We start from the raw sequence: 16,992 nt of genomic DNA, 5'->3' as shown, positions 1-16,992 counted from the left end.
TCACGGGGCGCGTGTGGCGCGGCTCGGCGTTCGGTGGGGTGAAGGGGCGCAGCGAGCTGCCCGGCTACGTGGAGCGTTACATGAACGGCGAGATCAAGATCGACGAGTTCATTACCCACGATATGCCATTCGAGCGGATCAACGAGGCGTTCGAGCTGCTGCATGCGGGCAAGAGCATCCGCACCGTGCTGCACTATTGATTGATAGGCGCCCGGACCCGCGCAAGTGAGACGCGCCCCTTCTTTGCGTTATGAAAAGTCAGCACGCGAAGGGGCGGTCCACGACCGACGCGCGGCGCGAAGTCAGCCATAATGTTTCCACCGGCGGTCGGCGCGCCGCTGCCCAGGGATCGAGGGAGAAGCACCCATGACCATGACCGAACATCTCGAGCCGGTTTCGGCCAACAAGAGCTTTGGCGGCTGGCACAAGCGCTATCGGCACCGTTCGCGGGCGCTCGACTGCGAGATGATCTTTGCCATCTATCTGCCGCCCCAGGCCGAAACCGAGCGAGTGCCCCTGCTTTGGTGGCTGTCGGGCCTGACCTGTAGCGACGAGAACTTCATGCAGAAGGCGGGGGCCCAGCGTATCGCCGCCGAGCTGGGTATCGCCATCGTGTGCCCCGATACCAGCCCACGAGGCACTGACCTGCCGGGGGAGCATGACAGCTACGATTTCGGCTCCGGCGCCGGTTTCTATGTCAATGCCACCCAAGAACCCTGGAAGCGGCATTACCGCATGTACGACTACGTGGCGGAGGAATTGCCGTCGGTGGTACGCCAGCACTTCCCCGTCAACGGACGGGAGTCGATCAGCGGCCACTCCATGGGCGGCCATGGCGCGCTGACCTTAGCGCTTCGTCGCCCCGGCCACTACCGCTCGGTGTCGGCCTTCTCGCCGATCGTCAACCCCAGCCAGTGCCCATGGGGGCGCAAGGCCTTCCGCGGTTATCTGGGCGATGATCCGGGGGAGTGGACGCAGTACGATGCCTGCGAGCTGGTGGCCAAGGGTGCCTCGAGCCAGCATCTGTTCGTCGATCAAGGCGAGGCCGACGATTTTCTCGAGGAGCAACTCAAGCCCGAACGGTTGGAGGCGGTATGCCGTGAGCATGATCACCCCCTGACGCTGCGTCGCCAGCCGGGGTATGATCACAGTTATTTTTTCATCGCCAGCTTCATCGAGGACCATCTTCGCTATCATGCCGAGCACCTCTTCAAGCACTGAGCGAACCCTCTGACAAGGAGGCGAATGATCCGCTTCTGGCTTCATCGCGCACTACGCTGGGCGGCCCTGGTCGGGGCCGCCTTCGTCATTGTCTCGATCCTGCTGGTGATGCTGTTGCGCCATGTGCCCGTCTACGGGTCGACGGTCATGCTCGAGCGAAAGGTCGAGGCCTGGCTGGCTGGCGAAGCGTTACCCATACACCACCAATGGCGACCGTGGGCCGAACTCTCCGACCATGCCAAGCTGGCGGTGATTGCCGCCGAGGATCAGCGTTTCCCCGTGCATCGCGGGTTCGACGTGGATGAGATGCGTCGCGCCTGGGAGGCGAGCCGAAACGGGGCGAAGCTGCGGGGGGCCAGCACGATCAGCCAGCAGACGGCCAAGAACCTGTTCCTCTGGACCGGGCGCAGCTGGCTGCGCAAGGGGTTCGAGGCTTGGTTCACCGTGCTGATCGAGGCGCTATGGCCCAAGCAGCGCATTCTCGAAGTCTACCTCAATATCGTCGAGTGGGATCATGGCGTGTTCGGTCTGGAGGCAGCGGGGCAGCACTACTTCGGCGTGTCGGCCGACCGACTGAGCGAGGTCCATGCCAGCCGGCTGGCGGCGATCCTGCCAAATCCGCGCCATTGGGACGCGACCCGCCCGGGCCCTCACGTCGAACGGCGCAGCCAATGGATACGACAACAGATGCGCAATCTCGGCGGCGCCCGCTATCTCGAGCGACTGGGCGCCGAATGAGCCGGCGGCATCAGCCTCGAGCCTGGCCGCGTGCCGCCATGACCACACCGACGATGGTCACGGCCATGCCGATCAGCGCCGCCAGTGGCAAGCGCTCGTCGAATAGCCACCACGCCTGCAATGCCGTGACCGGCGGCACCAGATAGAACAGACTCGCCACGCGGGACGCCTCGCCGCGCCGAATCAAGGCCATGAGCAACAGGATCGCGGCAATCGAGAGCACCAGCACCAGCCAAGCCAGCGTCAGGATGAAGGTCGGCGTCCACTCGATATGGCGATCCTCGAACAGCAGCGCGCCGAGGCCGAGCAGAACGCCTGCCGCGAGATACTGCACTGCCGTGCCCGAGAGCAGCGGCATGCCGGTGCAGAAGCGCTTCTGATAGAGCGTGCCCAGGGTGATGCCGGCCAGGGCGACCAGCACGCAGGCGAGCGCGCCAAGGCCAAAGCCCTGGAACAGGCTCGTGCCCGGGTCGAGCTTGCTGCCAAGTACCAGGGCAATACCGGCCAGTCCCAGCGCCAACCCGAGCCATTGGATCGGGGTGATGCGTTCGCCCAGCAAAGGACCCGCCAAGGTGGCGGTCAACAACGGCTGAAGACCGACCAACAGGGCGGCAAGACCGGCGGGCATGCCGAGTGAGATGCTGTAGAAGACTCCGCCCAGGTAGGCGCCATGCACCAGCAGGCCCGATACCGCAATATGCGCCCGCAGCGCGTTCCCCTGGGGCCAGCCGCTACCCAGCAGTTTCACTAGCGGGAACAGGAGTGCCAGGGTCAAGACGAAGCGCACGAAGAGAAAGGTGAACGGTTCGGCATGAGGAAGGCCGAACTTGGCACCGATGAAACCGGTACTCCACAGCGCCACGAACAGTACCGGCATACTGGCCAGCAGCACGGCGTCGAGACGGGAAGTGGTAGTGGTCGTCATCAGAGGGATGTCCTTATTCAGGGCGAGTTATCGACGATACCGCTTGCGAGCGGGCAAACGCTAGCAGGATAACATTCTTGCAAGGTTCATTCTTCCATACGGAACTACATTCCGTAACATAAAAAACTGAACTCAATCGGCAGCCCCTCGTCAGACTTCGTACATACACTGCAACACCCTTGGAGGTATTTCATGCAACGGATGACTGCTCTGTTCTCGGCTGCCCTGCTGACGGCCGGCCTGGTCGCTGGACAAGCCTATGCCCAGCAAGATTCCGCTCAGGACCCGGCAGCCGGTCAGCCACAGGCGCAGGCACCTGCTCAGGATTTCTCCGACGATCAGCTGCAGCAGTTTGCGGATGCCTCCCAGGACATTGCCGTGATTTCCCAGGAATATACCGAGCGCCTGCATGCGGCGGAAGATGAGCAGAGCCAACAGGAAGTGCGCATGGAGGCCAATGACAAGATGGTCGAAGTGGTCGAGGAAAATGGCCTCGACGTGGATACCTTCAATGCCATCGGACATGCCATCCAGCAGGATCCGGAACTGATGCAACGCGTGCAGCAGATGGCCGAGCAATCTTCCTGATCCGGCTTTCGGCAACGTAACGTCTCACAGGGGCCGCCTTCGGGTGGCCCCTGTTCATGTTGGAACATGCGACGCACTTTACATCGTCCCCTGGCGTTTACACACTGGCAAGGACTTAAGGGAACCCGGACAGCGCATGGACACGGAAATACTCGAAATACGCCAGCACATGGGGCGCTTTCCGCCCTTCGATGTCCTCGATGACGCGCTGCTCGACGAAGTGGCCGGTCGGGTCGAGGTCAGCTACTTTCAGGCCGGCACCGACATTCTCCGCCTCGATCAGGAACTGCACGAGCTGTGCTATATCCGCAGCGGTGCCGTAGAGATCCGGCGCCGTACGGGGGAGCTCTACAACCGCCTGGGTGAGGGCGATATCTTCGGTCAGTTCAGCCTGCTGCGAAACAACCGGGTGCGCTTTCCCGCCATTGCCCTCGAAGACACCTTGCTTTATTTCATCCCCGAGGATGTCTTCCTGCGTCTTTGCGAGGCCGATGAACACTTTGCCGACTTCGTGGAGCTGGAGCGGCCGCGCCTGGAAGCGGCGGTGGAAGAGCACCGGAAGGCCAACGACATGATCATTACCCGGGTGCGCAAGCTGCTGACGCGTTACCCGGTCATGCTCGAAGCCTCCACTACGGTGCAGCAAGCGGCACGTCAGATCAGTGAGGCACAGGCCACGGCGGCGTTGATTCTCGATGCGTCCGACGGCGATCCCCGCCACACCTTTATCGACAGCGAGAAGCGCGCCTGGCGATTGCGCGGCATTCTCACCGATAGCGACTTTCGTACGCGCATCGTGGCCGAAGGCCTGCCGCCCGACACGCCGGTGGGAGAACTGATCGGCAAACGGCCGATCACCATACAATCGGATGAATCGGTGCACGAAGCGATGCTGTGCATGCTGCGCAATAATATCCACCATCTTCCGGTGCTCTACCGTCGGCGGCCGGTGGGGGTCCTGCACCTCTCCGACATTATTCGCTACGAGACCCACAGCAGCCTGTACCTGGTCAGCAACATCTTCAGCCAGTCGAGCGTCGAGGGGTTGGCTCGCCTGGCGCCGGACGTACGTGCCGCTTTCGTGCGCATGGTGGAAGAGGGGGCCAACTCGCAGATGGTCGGCAGTGCGCTGTCGACCGTCGGACGCAGCTTCGTGCGCCGTTTGCTGGAGCTGGCGGAAGAGGCGCTGGGGCCGCCGCCGGTGGGCTATTGCTTCATGGTCAACGGCTCCATGGCGCGCAACGAGCAAACCGTCGTCACCGACCAGGACAATGCGCTGATCCTTTCCGACGATTTCGAACCGACGCGCCATGACGCCTATTTCGCCGAACTGGCCCAGCGCGTCTGCGATGGCCTGGACGCCTGCGGCTATGCTTACTGCAAGGGCGAGGTGATGGCCACGAACCCTCGTTGGCGCCAGCCTCTGTCGGTGTGGAAGCGCTACTTCGACGAGTGGATCGAGACGCCCACTCCGGAGCGTCTATTACACAGTTCCATCTTCTTCGATCTCGATAGCGCTTATGGCGAAGAGGCCTACGTTGAGCAGCTTCAGGATCAGATCGCGCGCAAGGCGCCGCAAAACCCTCGGTTCCTGGCGGCCATGGCGCGCAATGCCCTGAATCGCAAGCCTCCTCTGGGAGTGTTTCGTACTTTCGTGATGGAAAAGGACGGCAAGCATAACAACTCGATCAACATCAAGCGCCGGGGCACCGCGCCCATGGTCGATCTGATTCGCATCCATGCCCTCGCTTGTGGCTCGAGCGCCCAGAACAGCTTCGAGCGACTGGACGACATCGACAGGACCCAACTGCTGGCCCCGGGCGCAGGCGACAAGCTTCGCTATGCCATGGAGCTGCTGTCGATGGTGAGGATTCGCCATCAGGTCTACGATATCCAGCATGAACACACCCCCGACAACAATATTGAGCCGGAGAACGTCGCCGACAGTGAACGGCACCATCTCAAGGATGCCTTCCAGGTACTGAGCCACGCCCAGAAGTTCCTCAAGTACCGCTACCCGATCCCGCCGCATAGCAGCCGGGAGCGCTGAATCCATGCTGTCGCATCGGCTATCGCGGCGAGCCGAGGCACGGGAATGGCCGACGTACCTGGAGCAGCGAGCGACCGAGACGCAAAGTCCTTTGCTCCAGCGTTTCTTCGCTGCCGGCTGCCCGGCCCCGGATACTCCCATTGGCGAAGCGCCCCTGGTGGCACTGGACCTCGAAACCACCGGGTTGGACGTGCAGCGTCATGCCATCGTCAGTATTGGAGCAGTGCCCTTCACGCTGGCGCGCATACCCTTGGCGCGACGACGCCACTGGATTGTGCGGCCAACGCGGCCGCTGTCGGGTCAATCCATTACCTTGCATCGCATCACCCATACCGAAGTCGAGGCGGCGCCGGATCTGGCTGAGATCCTACCGGAGCTGCTGAAAACCTTGGCTGGCCGACTGGTGGTGGTGCACTACCGCCATATCGAGCGACCCTTCCTTGACGCGGCAATTAGGGCTCGACTGGGCGAGGGGGCGCGCTTCCCGATGATCGATACCATGTCTCTGGAGGCACGCCGACATCGTCTTTCGCCCTGGGCACGCCTGCGTCGCTGGATGCGCCGGCCACCCGTGTCGATACGCTTGCCTGACTCCCGACGACGCTATGGCCTGCCGGATTACCATGGGCACCATGCTCTGGTCGATGCGCTGGCCACGGCGGAACTGCTCCAGGCACAAATAGCGCATCACTACCGCCTATCGATGCCCGTGCATGAGTTGTGGAGCTAGGCAGGGTCGCGAGCCGCGTGTCCCCACTCAGTCGCGTGAGGAGACGTACGGTCTAGAGCCAGAGGCCGGCGAAGGTGTCCCCATCCACCGGACGGCCGAAATGGAAGCCCTGCACACCGGTGCAGCCCAGTGCACGCAGGGCCTCGGCCTGTTCGGCTTCCTCGACCCCTTCGGCCACGGTCAGCATGCCTAGCGTCTGGGCCATGGCAATGATCGTGGCGACGATGGCATGGTCGTGGCTGCTCTTGAGCATATCCTTGACGAACGACATGTCGATCTTGAGGGTGTCGGCGGCAAAGCGCTTCAGGTAGGTGAGTGACGAGTAGCCAGTTCCGAAATCATCGATCGCCAGACTGAAGCCCGCGTTGCACAGAGCGCGGGTGATGCGCACGGTCTGTTCGGGATTGCGCATCAGGCCGCTCTCGGTGAGCTCCAGGCCGAGCTTGCCGGGAGGGATGCGGGTGGCGATGCGCTGGATGTGTTCCGCCAGGCGCGGATCGTCCATCTGCTGGGCCGAAACGTTGACGGATAGCCGCCCCGGGAATGGCTTGCCCCGGTGCTCCCAGGTCTGCAGTTGCTGGCAGGCGGCATCCAGCACCCATTCGCCCAGTTGACGTATCAGCCCCTGCTCCTCTGCCAGGGGAATGAAAATACCGGGGCTGACGTGGCCGAGGATATCATCATGCCAACGGCACAGCGCCTCCGCGCCGATCAGCTTGCCGGTCTTGAGGCTGAACTGGGGCTGGAAAGCAAGCGATAGCCGTCCTTGGGCCAAGGCTTCGCTAAAGCGAACTTCCAGCACCTCGTGCTGTTGCAGCTCATCGGCCATTGTCGCATTGAAGAAGCGGGTGCGGCTGTTGTCACGCTTGGCATGATTGAGAGCGATGCTGGCGTGCTGAAACAACGATTGGGCGGTATCGGCATCGCGGGGAAACAGCGCGGCGCCGACACTGGCTGAAACGGAAAAACTTCGCTCGGCGAGCTGGATCGGTGGCAGGAGGCTGTTGCGGTAGCGCTCGATGGCATGGGCCATGGCGGCCGGCCGGGTATCGGTCAGCAGAACCATGAATTCATCACCGCCCAGACGGGCGACGAACTCCCCCGGCTCGGTCTGGGCACCGAAGCGCCCGGCGATCTCGGCCAGCATCATATCGCCGAGCTCGTGTCCCTGGGTATCGTTGATCTGACGGAAGCGCTGCAGGTCGAGATATAGCAAACCGAGGCAGTTGTCGCGCAGTCGGGCCTGCTCGCAGGCTTCCTCCAGGCGTTCCATGAAGTAACGCCGATTGGGCAACCCGGTGACACTATCCCAGTAGATCAGTTGCTGAATGCGATAATCGCTGCTGCGGCGCTTTTCTTCCTCTGCTCGGCGAGCCATCTCGGCTCCCGCCTGGACAGCGGCGATACGCAGCACTTCGGGGGCGTAATCCGCCATGTGCAACGTATGCCCCGAAAGAACCGCCAGCAGGCCGACGAGACGTCCTTCGGGAGCATGCAGCGGGATGCCCACATAGCTCTCCGCTCCCAATTCCTGCAACAGCTCACTGTGGGGAAAACGTTGACGAACGCTTTCGGAAAACTCGCAAACCTGGTCGTTCAGTACATGCTCGCATGGCGTGCCGGCAAGCTCATAGACCGAAGTGGGTTGGAGAGAACCGCGCGACCAGAAGGCAACGGTGCGGATGGAGGCGTTGTCTGACAACAACTTGCCGACCAGCACATGGTCCCCTTCGAATATCGACGCAAGGCGTTCGACCAGATGATCGAGCGCTTGGGGGGTGCCGGCCTTGCCCAAGCCATCGGCGAGCAGACGAAAGGCGTCTTCGGGGGCCATCATGGGCGGAGAACGGCTCCTTAAGCATAGTTATAGTGAGCTTCAGGGAATATGCCCGAAGCGACCGCACGTTGCTAGTGGCCCGTCGTCATGGAAAAGGACTTGACGAATACAAAAAAATGACTTTCGCCCAGGGTTCTGGGCGAGCCAAGTCGCCCCGCATGAGTGGCTGGAAAGCAACCAGGCGGCGCAAGCGCCGCCTGGCCGGATGGGAGCGGTGTCAGCCGCGTGGCTCGCTCATCAGGCCCTTGATGATGGCATAGCAGCCGACCAGCAATACCAACGTGAAAGGCAGACCGGTAGAGACGGCCATGGCCTGCAGGGCGGTCAGCCCGCCGCCCAGCAACAGGGCGATGGCGATGACACCCTCGATGATGGCCCAGAACACGCGCTGCGGCTTGGGAGCATCGACTTTGCCACCTGCGGTAATGGTGTCGATGACCAGTGAGCCGGAGTCAGACGAGGTAATGAAGAATACCACGACCAGCACGATGCCCACGAATGAGGTAATGGCCGTGAGCGGCAGCTCGCCGAGCATGACGAACAGCTGCAATTCGAGCGCCGCGTCGCGCACTCCCTCGAAGTCAGCGTTGACGAACTGATCGATCGCGGTGCCGCCGAAGGCGGTCATCCACAGCACCGAGACCAGCGACGGCACCAGCAGGACGGCAACCAGGAACTCGCGCACGCTGCGTCCGCGGCTCACCCGTGCGATGAACATGCCGACGAAGGGCGACCACGAGATCCACCAAGCCCAGTAAAAGGCGGTCCAGCCCTGGGAAAAGTTGGCATCCTCGCGGCCGAAGGGATTCGACAGCGCGGGAAGGTTGACCAGATAATTCCCCAGGTTCTGGAAGAAGCCGGTCAGGATCAGCAGGGTCGGGCCGACCAGAATGACGAACAGCAGCAGCAGTACCGCCAGTCCCATGTTGATTTCCGAGAGCCGGCGTACGCCTTTGTCCACCCCGGCGAGGATCGACACGATGGCCACCGCAGTGATGCCCAAGATCAACAGCACCATGGTGACATCTGCCTCGGGAACGCCGAATAGGTAGGCCAATCCGGCCGCCGCCTGGGACGCTCCGAGGCCCAGTGAGGTGGCCAGGCCGAAGAGGGTGGCGAACACCGCCAGGATATCGACGACATGCCCCGGCCAACCCCATACACGCTCGCCAAGCAGCGGGTAGAAGATCGAGCGCATGGTCAGCGGCAGGCCTTTGTTGAACGAGAAAATGGCGAGGGCCAGCGCGACCACGGCGTAGATGGCCCAGGGGTGCAGCCCCCAATGATAGATGGTAGCGGCCATGCCCAGGCGTGCAGCCGCTTCCGTATCGCCTTCGGCGGCGCCCAGCGGTGCCCAATCGGTACGCACGCCATCCTCGACGGAAGTGCCCCCCAGCGCCGCGCCGAAGTGCGACATCGGCTCCGAGACGCCGTAGAACATCAGGCCAATACCCATGCCTGCAGCGAACAACATGGCGAACCAGCCGGAATAGCTGAAGTCCGGCTTGGCATGCATGCCGCCGATACGCACCTTACCCAGCGGCGACACGATCAGCCCCAGGCAGAGCAGGACGAAAATGTTGCCGGCGAGCAGGAAGAACCAGGAAAGATTGCCGGTCAGCCAATCGCGCAGGGCGTTGAACAGCGGCTCCACTTCGGCCTGTAGGGCGAGAGTGAGAACCACGAAAAAGACCGTGACCAGGGCCGAGATGGTGAAGACCTTGCCGTGCAGGTCGATGCTGAACCCCAGCTTGCTGGTGGCCAGGTTGTCCTGCCCGATGACGTAGTCGGTATCGATCAGGTTGGCCGGTCCCTCTGGGGCCGGCACGCCTTCAGAGGAGGTATCGGTCTCCCCAGGGCGCTCGTCGCGAGGATCGTTTTCCACGTTGCGCTCTCCCATTGTGTGACGTTTTTTGTCGCGGTGTGGGTTCGGTCAGGCCTAGGCGGGCCTGATAAGAAAGACCGAAACATCGGTATGCGTGGCGATCTTGCCGCCATGGGACGGCAGGATGGCGCCCAGATGTTTCGGGGGATGCGTGGCCATGACCACCAAGTCGGCATCGACGTCCTCGATCGCCTGTAGCAACAGGTCATCGAGATCGGCAGCCGGATCCGCACTGCTCAAGGTTCGCGTGCTGACGGGGCGTCCATGCTCTGCGGCCTGCTGCCGAGCAAAGTCGTCGAGCTTTTGCCGATACGCCTCGGGGGTCCTGGCCACGTTACTGGGTGTCGTTGAGGTGACTCCCACGTAGCAGACTTCGGCGTCATAATGCCGGGCCAAATCGGCCGTTACCTGCAGCGCGGGCTCGAGCACACCGATATGGGCCAGGTCCACGGGTACCATGAGCTTCTTGTACATGTCGTGCTCTCCTTCTTCGCGTGAATCTCACGATCATCGAAAGGCCGGATTGCACGTCCCTATCGCTCATCCTTCCCTACGATCGCGTTTCCACTAGAAGTGTGGCGACTTTGGTGGATCATGCCAGCGTAACGGTTCAGGCCGGGAGGTTTGCCCCCGGCCTGAATGATGAACAAGCATTGTACACGAAATGAACCAAACTGCCGAGCCGCTCCGGCGGTCGCGTCGATGCATTGCCAGCGAGGCGTTAGCCGCCGAGTCTGTAACAGGGCGTAATGTTGTTTTCCTTTGCTGTCTATTTTTCATTCAACGATATTTGAACTCAGCGAGGATTGCAGCCCTGGTTGCGTAGGGATACGGTCTTTACATACTGACAAGAAATACGGCCGGTTCGCTTTGAGACGGGGCAGGCAAGCCTCGCCTCGCCACTCTCTGGTCGACATGGGAACGCTGAATGAACGTTAGCCTGCAACGAGAAAAACAAGACGACGCAGGTGAGGCGACAGCCGTAGCGGACGCCTGCTTCGCGCGCTTCATCGACGTCCAGAAGAGCTATGACGGTGTCGAGCTGGTCGTGAAGGGGTTCAACCTGGACGTTCGACGCGGCGAGTTCGTGACACTGCTGGGCCCCTCCGGTTCCGGCAAGACCACCTGCCTGATGATGATGGCGGGGTTCGAGACCCCCACCCATGGTCAGATTCTGCTCCAGGGCGAACCGATCGACGACCTGCCTCCGCACAAGCGCGGCATCGGTATGGTATTCCAGAATTACGCCCTCTTTCCGCACATGTCGGTAGCTGAAAATCTCGCCTTTCCCCTTCAGGTTCGCCATCTCCCAAAAGAGGAAATCAAGCGGCAGGTGGCGCGGGCGTTGGCCATGGTGCGACTCGATGACTTTGGCGATCGCCGCCCGGCACAGCTATCGGGCGGTCAGCAGCAGCGCGTGGCGCTGGCGCGTGCATTGGTCTTCGAGCCGGAACTGGTGCTGATGGACGAGCCGTTGGGAGCGCTCGACAAGAACCTGCGCGAGGAGATGCAGTACGAGATAAAGCGTATCCACGCCGAACTGGGCGTGACCATGATCTACGTGACCCATGACCAGACCGAAGCGTTGACCATGTCGGATCGTATCGCTGTGTTCAACGATGGCGTGGTGCAGCAGCTCGCCAGTCCCGAAACGCTCTACGAAGCGCCCGAGAATGCCTTTGTCGCCAATTTCATCGGTGAGAACAATCGGCTTCACGGAGAGGTGATCGAGTCGATCGGCGATCGCTGCGAGGTCCGTCTCGACAGCGGCGAGACGGTCGCTGCCCGGCCGGTGGCGGCCGGCGGTATCGGTGCGCGCACGACGCTCTCGCTGCGCCCCGAGCGAGTTGGAATCGTGGGCGAGGGCGACGAGGCGGCGTTCGACAACCGATTTCAGGCCGAGGTGAGGGAAGTGATTTATCTCGGGGACCATCTGCGAACCCGTCTCGAGGTGTGCGGAAATGACGAGTTCATCATCAAGACGCCCAATGCGAAGGGATTTCCTTCGCTAAGGCCGGGCCAGACCGTTGAAGTCGGCTGGTCCAGTCGCGACTGCCGGGCTTTGGACGCCTGACAGCCGATACCGCCGTCATACCAACAAGCACAACGAACGGAGAAGAACCATGCCTTATAACGACAATCGTGCAGGGAAGAGCGGGGGGCGCGGGCTGGTCGCCTGCGCCGTGGCAGGCGTTTCGCTGGTGGGGCTGTCGAGTCTGGCCCAGGCACAGCAGACGCTCAATATCGTCTCCTGGGGCGGTGCCTACAGCATGAGCCAGCAAAAGGCGTACCACGAGCCATGGATGGCGCAGACGGGCGACGAGATCGTCAATATCGACCGCAGCGGTAACGCCCTGGCCGGTCTGCGCGCTCAGTCCCAGGCCGGCAACGTGACCTGGGATCTGGTCGACATGCTGCCGGCCGATGCCATGATCGCCTGCGCCGAGGGCCTGATCGAGCCGCTGGATCACGATGAGCTGCTGGCCGATGCGCCCGACGGCACGCCGCCGAGCGAGGACTTCGTCGACGGCGCGCTGGGGGAATGCTTCGTGGCTTCCATCGTCTATTCGAACATCGTCGCTTACAATTCCGAGATGTTCCCTGACGACGCTCAGCCCGGCACTATTCACGACGTCTTCGATCTCGAGAACTACCCCGGCAAGCGTGCCCTGATACGTAAGCCGATCAATAACCTGGAATGGGCCCTGGTCGCCGACGGCGTGGCGCCGGAGGACGTCTACGATGTGCTCGAGACGGAGGAGGGGATTCAGCGCGCCTTCGCCAAGCTCGATACCATCAAGGATCACGTGATCTGGTGGGAGGAGGGCGCCCAGCCGCCGCAGCTGCTGGCGGACCGGGAAGTCGCCTTCGCCTCGGCCTACAATGGACGGATCTTCAATGCCATGGTGACCGAGGACCAGCCCTTCGAGATCATCTGGGACGCTCAAGTCTTCGAGCTGGACGGCTGGGTGGTACCCACCGGCAAGCTCGACAAGGTGCGTGACTACCTCTATTTCGCTACCGACACCCAGCGGCTCGCCGATCAAGCCCAATACATCTCCTATGGTCCGGCTCGCGTTTCCTCATCGCCCATGGTGTCGACCCATGCCGAGACCGGTATCGAGATGGAAGAGCACATGCCGACCTACGAGCCCAACTTCGCCACGGCGATTCCCAAAGATGATGAATTCTGGGCCGACTACAACGACGAGCTGACGCAGCGTTTCGACGCCTGGTTGGCCCAGTAACGGGCCGACCGCCACCCGGAGATACCGGGTGGCGGCCTTCCGCTTAGCCTACCGCACTATCCGGTCGCTGCATGGAGAGGTCGCGTGTCCGAGTCTTCCGCCATTCCCTTGACCACCGCCGATGGCATACCGTTGAAGACCAGCCTGCGGCGAGCCGTGCGACGTTCGCGAATCAGGGCCTTCCTGCTGGTATCGCCGCTGTTGCTGTTCCTGGTTGTGGCTTTCGTCATGCCCATCGCCGACATGCTGTGGCGCAGCGTCGACAATCCCGAGGTTTCGACCCAGCTTTCGCGTACGGCTGCCGCGCTCGAAGGATGGGACGGCGAGTCGCTGCCCGGTGAAGAGGTATTCGCGGCCCTGGCCGAGGACCTCCGCGTCGGCCAGGAGGCGCGCAACCTGGGATTGCTGTCGAGCCGCCTCAACTACGAGAAGTCGGGCATGCGCTCGACCATCAACCGCACGGCGCGCGGCCTGCGCACCCTGGATCCGCCATACAAGGAAGCGTTGATCGCGGCCAACACTACCTGGGGCGAACGGGATACCTGGCAGATCCTTCAGCGCGAGACTTCGCCATGGACGCTCTCCTACTACCTGGCCGCGGTGGACCGTCAGCTGTCTCCGGCGGGTGATATCGTCAAGGTGCCGGCGCATCTCGAGATCCATGTCTCCCTGTTCTGGCGCACGCTGTGGATGAGCCTGGTCATCACGGCGCTGACGCTGCTGCTCGGCTATCCGATCGCCTTTCTGCTGGCCAGTCTGCCGCTGCGATACTCCAACCTTCTGTTGATCCTGGTGCTCTTGCCGTTCTGGACCTCGCTGCTGGTGCGCACCACGACCTGGATCGCCATTCTTCAGTCACAGGGCATACTCAACGACTTGATGGTTGCTCTCGGTGTCATCGCCGACGACGCGCGCTGGCAGATGATCCACAACAAGACCGGCACCATCGTGGCCATGACCCATATCCTGCTGCCGTTCATGATCCTGCCGCTCTACTCGGTGATGAAGACCATTTCACCGAGCTACATGCGAGCGGCCCGCTCGCTGGGCGGGCGGCCCTTCCTCTGTTTCCGTCGCGTCTACTTCCCGCTGACCCTTCCCGGCATTGCCGCCGGCGGCATCCTGGTCTTCATCCTCTCCATCGGCTACTACATCACGCCGGCACTGGTGGGCGGGCAGTCGGGGCGCTTCATTACCAACACTATCGCCTATCACATGCAGACATCGCTGAACTGGGGGCTGGCGGCCGCCATCGCCTCGATCCTGCTGTTCGTGGTCGTGGTCTGCTATCTCGTATTCAACCGCCTGATCGGCGTCGACAAGGTCAAGCTGGGGTAACCGATGGCCACACCCTCCTACGCCACCCGCGGCGAACGCATCTGGCACTACGTCTTCCTCGGCCTATGCGCGCTCATTTTCCTGTTTCTGGTGGGGCCGCTGCTGGTCATCATTCCGCTATCGTTCAATGCCCAGCCTTATTTCACCTTTTCCCAGGAGATGCTGGCGCTCGATCCGGCCGGGTATTCGCTGCGCTGGTATGAAGACTTCTTCACCTCGAGCGCCTGGCTCAACGCGATCAAGAACAGCTTCATCGTCGGCATTGCCTCGACCATTCTGGCCACGATACTGGGGACCGTAGCGGCTCTGGGGCTGTCGAGCCGTCACATGCCGGCACGCAGCGCGATCATGGCGCTGCTGATCTCGCCCATGATCGTGCCGCTGATCATTTCCGCCGCGGCCATGTTCTTTTTCTTCTCCAAGGTCAATCTGGCCCAGACCTACCTGGGCGTGGTGCTGGCCCATACGGTGCTCGGTATTCCCTTCGTGGTGATTACCGTGACCGCCACATTGTCAAGCTTCGACACCACCCTGATCCGGGCTGCCCACAGCTTGGGCGCCAACCCCGCGCGTACCTTCTTCAAGGTCGTGCTGCCGCTGGTGACGCCCGGCGTCGTTTCCGGGGCGCTGTTCGCCTTCATTACCTCCTTCGACGAGGTGGTGGTGGTACTGTTCCTGGCCGGGCCTGAGCAGCGCACCATGCCGATACAGATGTGGTCGGGCATCCGCGAACAGATCAGCCCGACGATTCTGGCCGTGGCCACCCTGCTGGTCCTGCTCTCGATGCTGCTGCTGACAACGCTGGAGCTATTGCGTCGACGCAGTGAGCGCCTGCGGGGAGTCAGTCCAGGTTAGCTTCGACAGGGGCCCTGTCGCAGGGGAACATCAGGCATGCCTCCCTGTGTCTTTCTGGCCGGAGCCGGTGCTGAAATGCTGTGGCAGAGCGGCCCATGTGTCAGATTGCACCACGTCAAACCCGCGAATCCCGTCTCCCTATTCTGTTTGCATCATCAGTATAAGTTCCTGTTAGGAAATATTTTTTTCTTCTACTCTCGGAGCTGGCACAGGCTATGCTGTGGGATAAAGGAAAGGATGAATCACCTACAGGGAGACTCCACATGAGCCATGATAAGCATGCACATTCCGGTTCGGCACGGAGGCTGACGGTTCTGGCCTCTGCAGTGGCTCTTGCGCTGGGTACGTTGTCGCTTGCCGGATGCGGCGATGACGAAGAGGACCTTCCCCCAGTGGAAGAAGAGCGGCCCGTCACGGAAGAGCAAACGTCGCCCATGGAAGATGCGACAACCGACCCTGGCATCGACCAGACCGGCACGGCGAGCGGCGATGGTGCGGCTGAGCCCGTTAGCGGTGTTGAAGAGGCCCCGGAAGGGGACGCACTGACCGAACAGGAGGAGTCGCTCCCCGAAGCCGAGCAGGAGCCGGTACCGGAAGGTCAGCAGAACACCATGGAAGGCGATGAGGAAGGCAGTGCGTCGGATACGGGTGCATTGACCGACGAGGAAGATGCGGAGCAGAGCGGTAACTGATCCGCTTTGATCGATCTGACGCTGTCGCCGCGAGGCGGCGACAGGCGAGGGCAGGAAGCCCGCTACATTCGTCGCAAGACGAGAACCCCAGGAGGTGGAACTTATGATGTCCAAGGAATTTCTGAAGACGCTTGGTGTACTTGGTGTGACCATGGGGCTGACCGCCAGCCCGTTGGTCCTGGCCCAGCAGACGCAGCAGGACGAGTATCAGTACGAGTCGAACACGTCGGAGACCATGCCCGAAGCGTCGCCTGGCGTGAACGGTGCTACCGATGATTCCCTTGATCCGGCAGCCGATACAGGCGGTGTTCAGAATTCACCGGGTGCCGACACTTCTCAAGGGATGGAGACTGCCCCCGGGACTACCGCACCCGGCATGAACGGTACTACCGATGGTACTACCGATGACGCCCTTGATCCGGCAGACGATACAGGCGGTGTGCAGAATTCACCGGGGGCCGATACTTCGCAAGGGATGGAGACTGCCCCGGGGGCTACCCAGCCTGGCAGCGGTTCCGAAGCCGAGACTGAAGCAGCGCCGGGTCACGAGGCCACTCCGGGCTCCAATGATCCGGCTGCACCCGGCTTAGACGCTACGACAGACGAAGAGGGCGCCTTCTCGCCCGGCGCCGAGCCACAGCCGGGCACCCCGGGAGCGGAGGCTGACGGCGAACCCGGTTTTGGTGATAGCCCCGAGCCCATGCCGGGCGAAGAGTACGAGAACGAGGAAGAAGAGTGGGATTATCCGGAAGAAGATAACGGCGAGTCGTAACTCGTCGTCCGCTGGCCCCGGCCAACCGGGGCCAGTGAATCGTCGCGCAAGGAAGCGCACTCTTGGCATGACGCGGCAATTCGCTGGCGGCCGCCACCCTCCCCCTTGCTCCG

The 16,992-nt window shown here is 62.1% G+C and carries 15 protein-coding genes and 1 pseudogene; 12 read left to right on the top strand and 4 right to left on the bottom strand.

Annotation, left to right across the window (positions count from 1 at the left end; translation table 11 throughout):
- The 3 genes and pseudogenes from F0A17_RS19660 to mtgA form a co-directional block, all read left to right on the top strand.
- Positions 1-200: pseudogene (locus F0A17_RS19660) on the top strand (S-(hydroxymethyl)glutathione dehydrogenase); the annotation flags it as partial.
- A gap of 166 nt (positions 201-366) precedes the next feature.
- Positions 367-1,221, top strand: a complete 855-nt coding sequence (gene fghA / locus F0A17_RS19655) for an S-formylglutathione hydrolase (RefSeq protein ID WP_149330061.1) — start codon at positions 367-369, stop codon at positions 1,219-1,221.
- 24 nt (positions 1,222-1,245) lie between these two features.
- Positions 1,246-1,959, top strand: coding sequence for a monofunctional biosynthetic peptidoglycan transglycosylase (gene mtgA, locus F0A17_RS19650; protein WP_149330060.1), 714 nt, complete (start codon positions 1,246-1,248; stop codon positions 1,957-1,959).
- Between the two features lie 10 nt (positions 1,960-1,969).
- Here the strand turns inward: mtgA and F0A17_RS19645 are convergent, their stop codons facing one another.
- Positions 1,970-2,884, bottom strand: a complete 915-nt coding sequence (locus F0A17_RS19645) for a DMT family transporter (RefSeq protein WP_149330059.1) — start codon at positions 2,882-2,884, stop codon at positions 1,970-1,972.
- 192 nt (positions 2,885-3,076) lie between these two features.
- On the opposite strand from F0A17_RS19645, the gene F0A17_RS19640 reads away from it, so the two are divergent.
- The 3 genes from F0A17_RS19640 (at position 3,077) to F0A17_RS19630 (ending at position 6,252) form a co-directional block, all read left to right on the top strand.
- Positions 3,077-3,472, top strand: coding sequence for a DUF4168 domain-containing protein (locus F0A17_RS19640; protein ID WP_149330058.1), 396 nt, complete (start codon positions 3,077-3,079; stop codon positions 3,470-3,472).
- Between the two features lie 136 nt (positions 3,473-3,608).
- Complete coding sequence (locus F0A17_RS19635; RefSeq protein WP_149330057.1) at positions 3,609-5,522, top strand: DUF294 nucleotidyltransferase-like domain-containing protein; 1,914 nt, start codon at positions 3,609-3,611, stop codon at positions 5,520-5,522.
- 4 nt (positions 5,523-5,526) lie between these two features.
- A complete protein-coding gene (locus F0A17_RS19630; protein WP_149330056.1) occupies positions 5,527-6,252 on the top strand; it encodes a 3'-5' exonuclease in 726 nt (241 codons plus the stop codon).
- A 52-nt stretch (positions 6,253-6,304) separates the two neighbouring features.
- Here the strand turns inward: F0A17_RS19630 and F0A17_RS19625 are convergent, their stop codons facing one another.
- The 3 genes from F0A17_RS19625 to F0A17_RS19615 form a co-directional block, all read right to left on the bottom strand.
- Entirely contained in the window at positions 6,305-8,089 is a 1,785-nt protein-coding gene (locus F0A17_RS19625) for a putative bifunctional diguanylate cyclase/phosphodiesterase (RefSeq protein WP_149330055.1), read from the bottom strand.
- Positions 8,090-8,306: 217 nt separating this feature from the next.
- Positions 8,307-9,989, bottom strand: a complete 1,683-nt coding sequence (locus F0A17_RS19620; protein WP_149330054.1) for a BCCT family transporter — start codon at positions 9,987-9,989, stop codon at positions 8,307-8,309.
- Between the two features lie 39 nt (positions 9,990-10,028).
- Complete coding sequence (locus tag F0A17_RS19615; protein ID WP_149330053.1) at positions 10,029-10,448, bottom strand: universal stress protein; 420 nt, start codon at positions 10,446-10,448, stop codon at positions 10,029-10,031.
- A gap of 454 nt (positions 10,449-10,902) precedes the next feature.
- Between F0A17_RS19615 and F0A17_RS19610 the strand changes: the two genes are divergently transcribed.
- The 6 genes from F0A17_RS19610 (at position 10,903) to F0A17_RS19585 (ending at position 16,879) form a co-directional block, all read left to right on the top strand.
- Entirely contained in the window at positions 10,903-12,048 is a 1,146-nt protein-coding gene (locus F0A17_RS19610; RefSeq protein ID WP_149330052.1) for an ABC transporter ATP-binding protein, read from the top strand.
- A 49-nt stretch (positions 12,049-12,097) separates the two neighbouring features.
- Positions 12,098-13,222, top strand: coding sequence for an extracellular solute-binding protein (locus tag F0A17_RS19605; protein WP_149330051.1), 1,125 nt, complete (start codon positions 12,098-12,100; stop codon positions 13,220-13,222).
- Positions 13,223-13,306: 84 nt separating this feature from the next.
- Positions 13,307-14,560: an ABC transporter permease gene (locus tag F0A17_RS19600; RefSeq protein ID WP_149330050.1), complete on the top strand. Its 1,254-nt coding sequence runs from the start codon at positions 13,307-13,309 to the stop codon at positions 14,558-14,560.
- Between the two features lie 3 nt (positions 14,561-14,563).
- Positions 14,564-15,415, top strand: a complete 852-nt coding sequence (locus F0A17_RS19595) for an ABC transporter permease (protein ID WP_149330049.1) — start codon at positions 14,564-14,566, stop codon at positions 15,413-15,415.
- A gap of 263 nt (positions 15,416-15,678) precedes the next feature.
- Entirely contained in the window at positions 15,679-16,107 is a 429-nt protein-coding gene (locus F0A17_RS19590) for a hypothetical protein (RefSeq protein WP_149330048.1), read from the top strand.
- Between the two features lie 103 nt (positions 16,108-16,210).
- Positions 16,211-16,879 carry a hypothetical protein gene (locus F0A17_RS19585; RefSeq protein WP_149330047.1) on the top strand — a complete coding sequence of 223 codons (669 nt, stop codon included), beginning with the start codon at positions 16,211-16,213 and terminating at the stop codon, positions 16,877-16,879.
- The last annotated feature ends 113 nt before the right edge of the window (positions 16,880-16,992 follow it).

The sequence above is a fragment of the Billgrantia pellis genome, from assembly GCF_008297955.1.
GTDB lineage: Bacteria > Pseudomonadota > Gammaproteobacteria > Pseudomonadales > Halomonadaceae > Halomonas > Halomonas pellis.
This window is presented reverse-complemented; position numbering and strand designations above follow the sequence as displayed.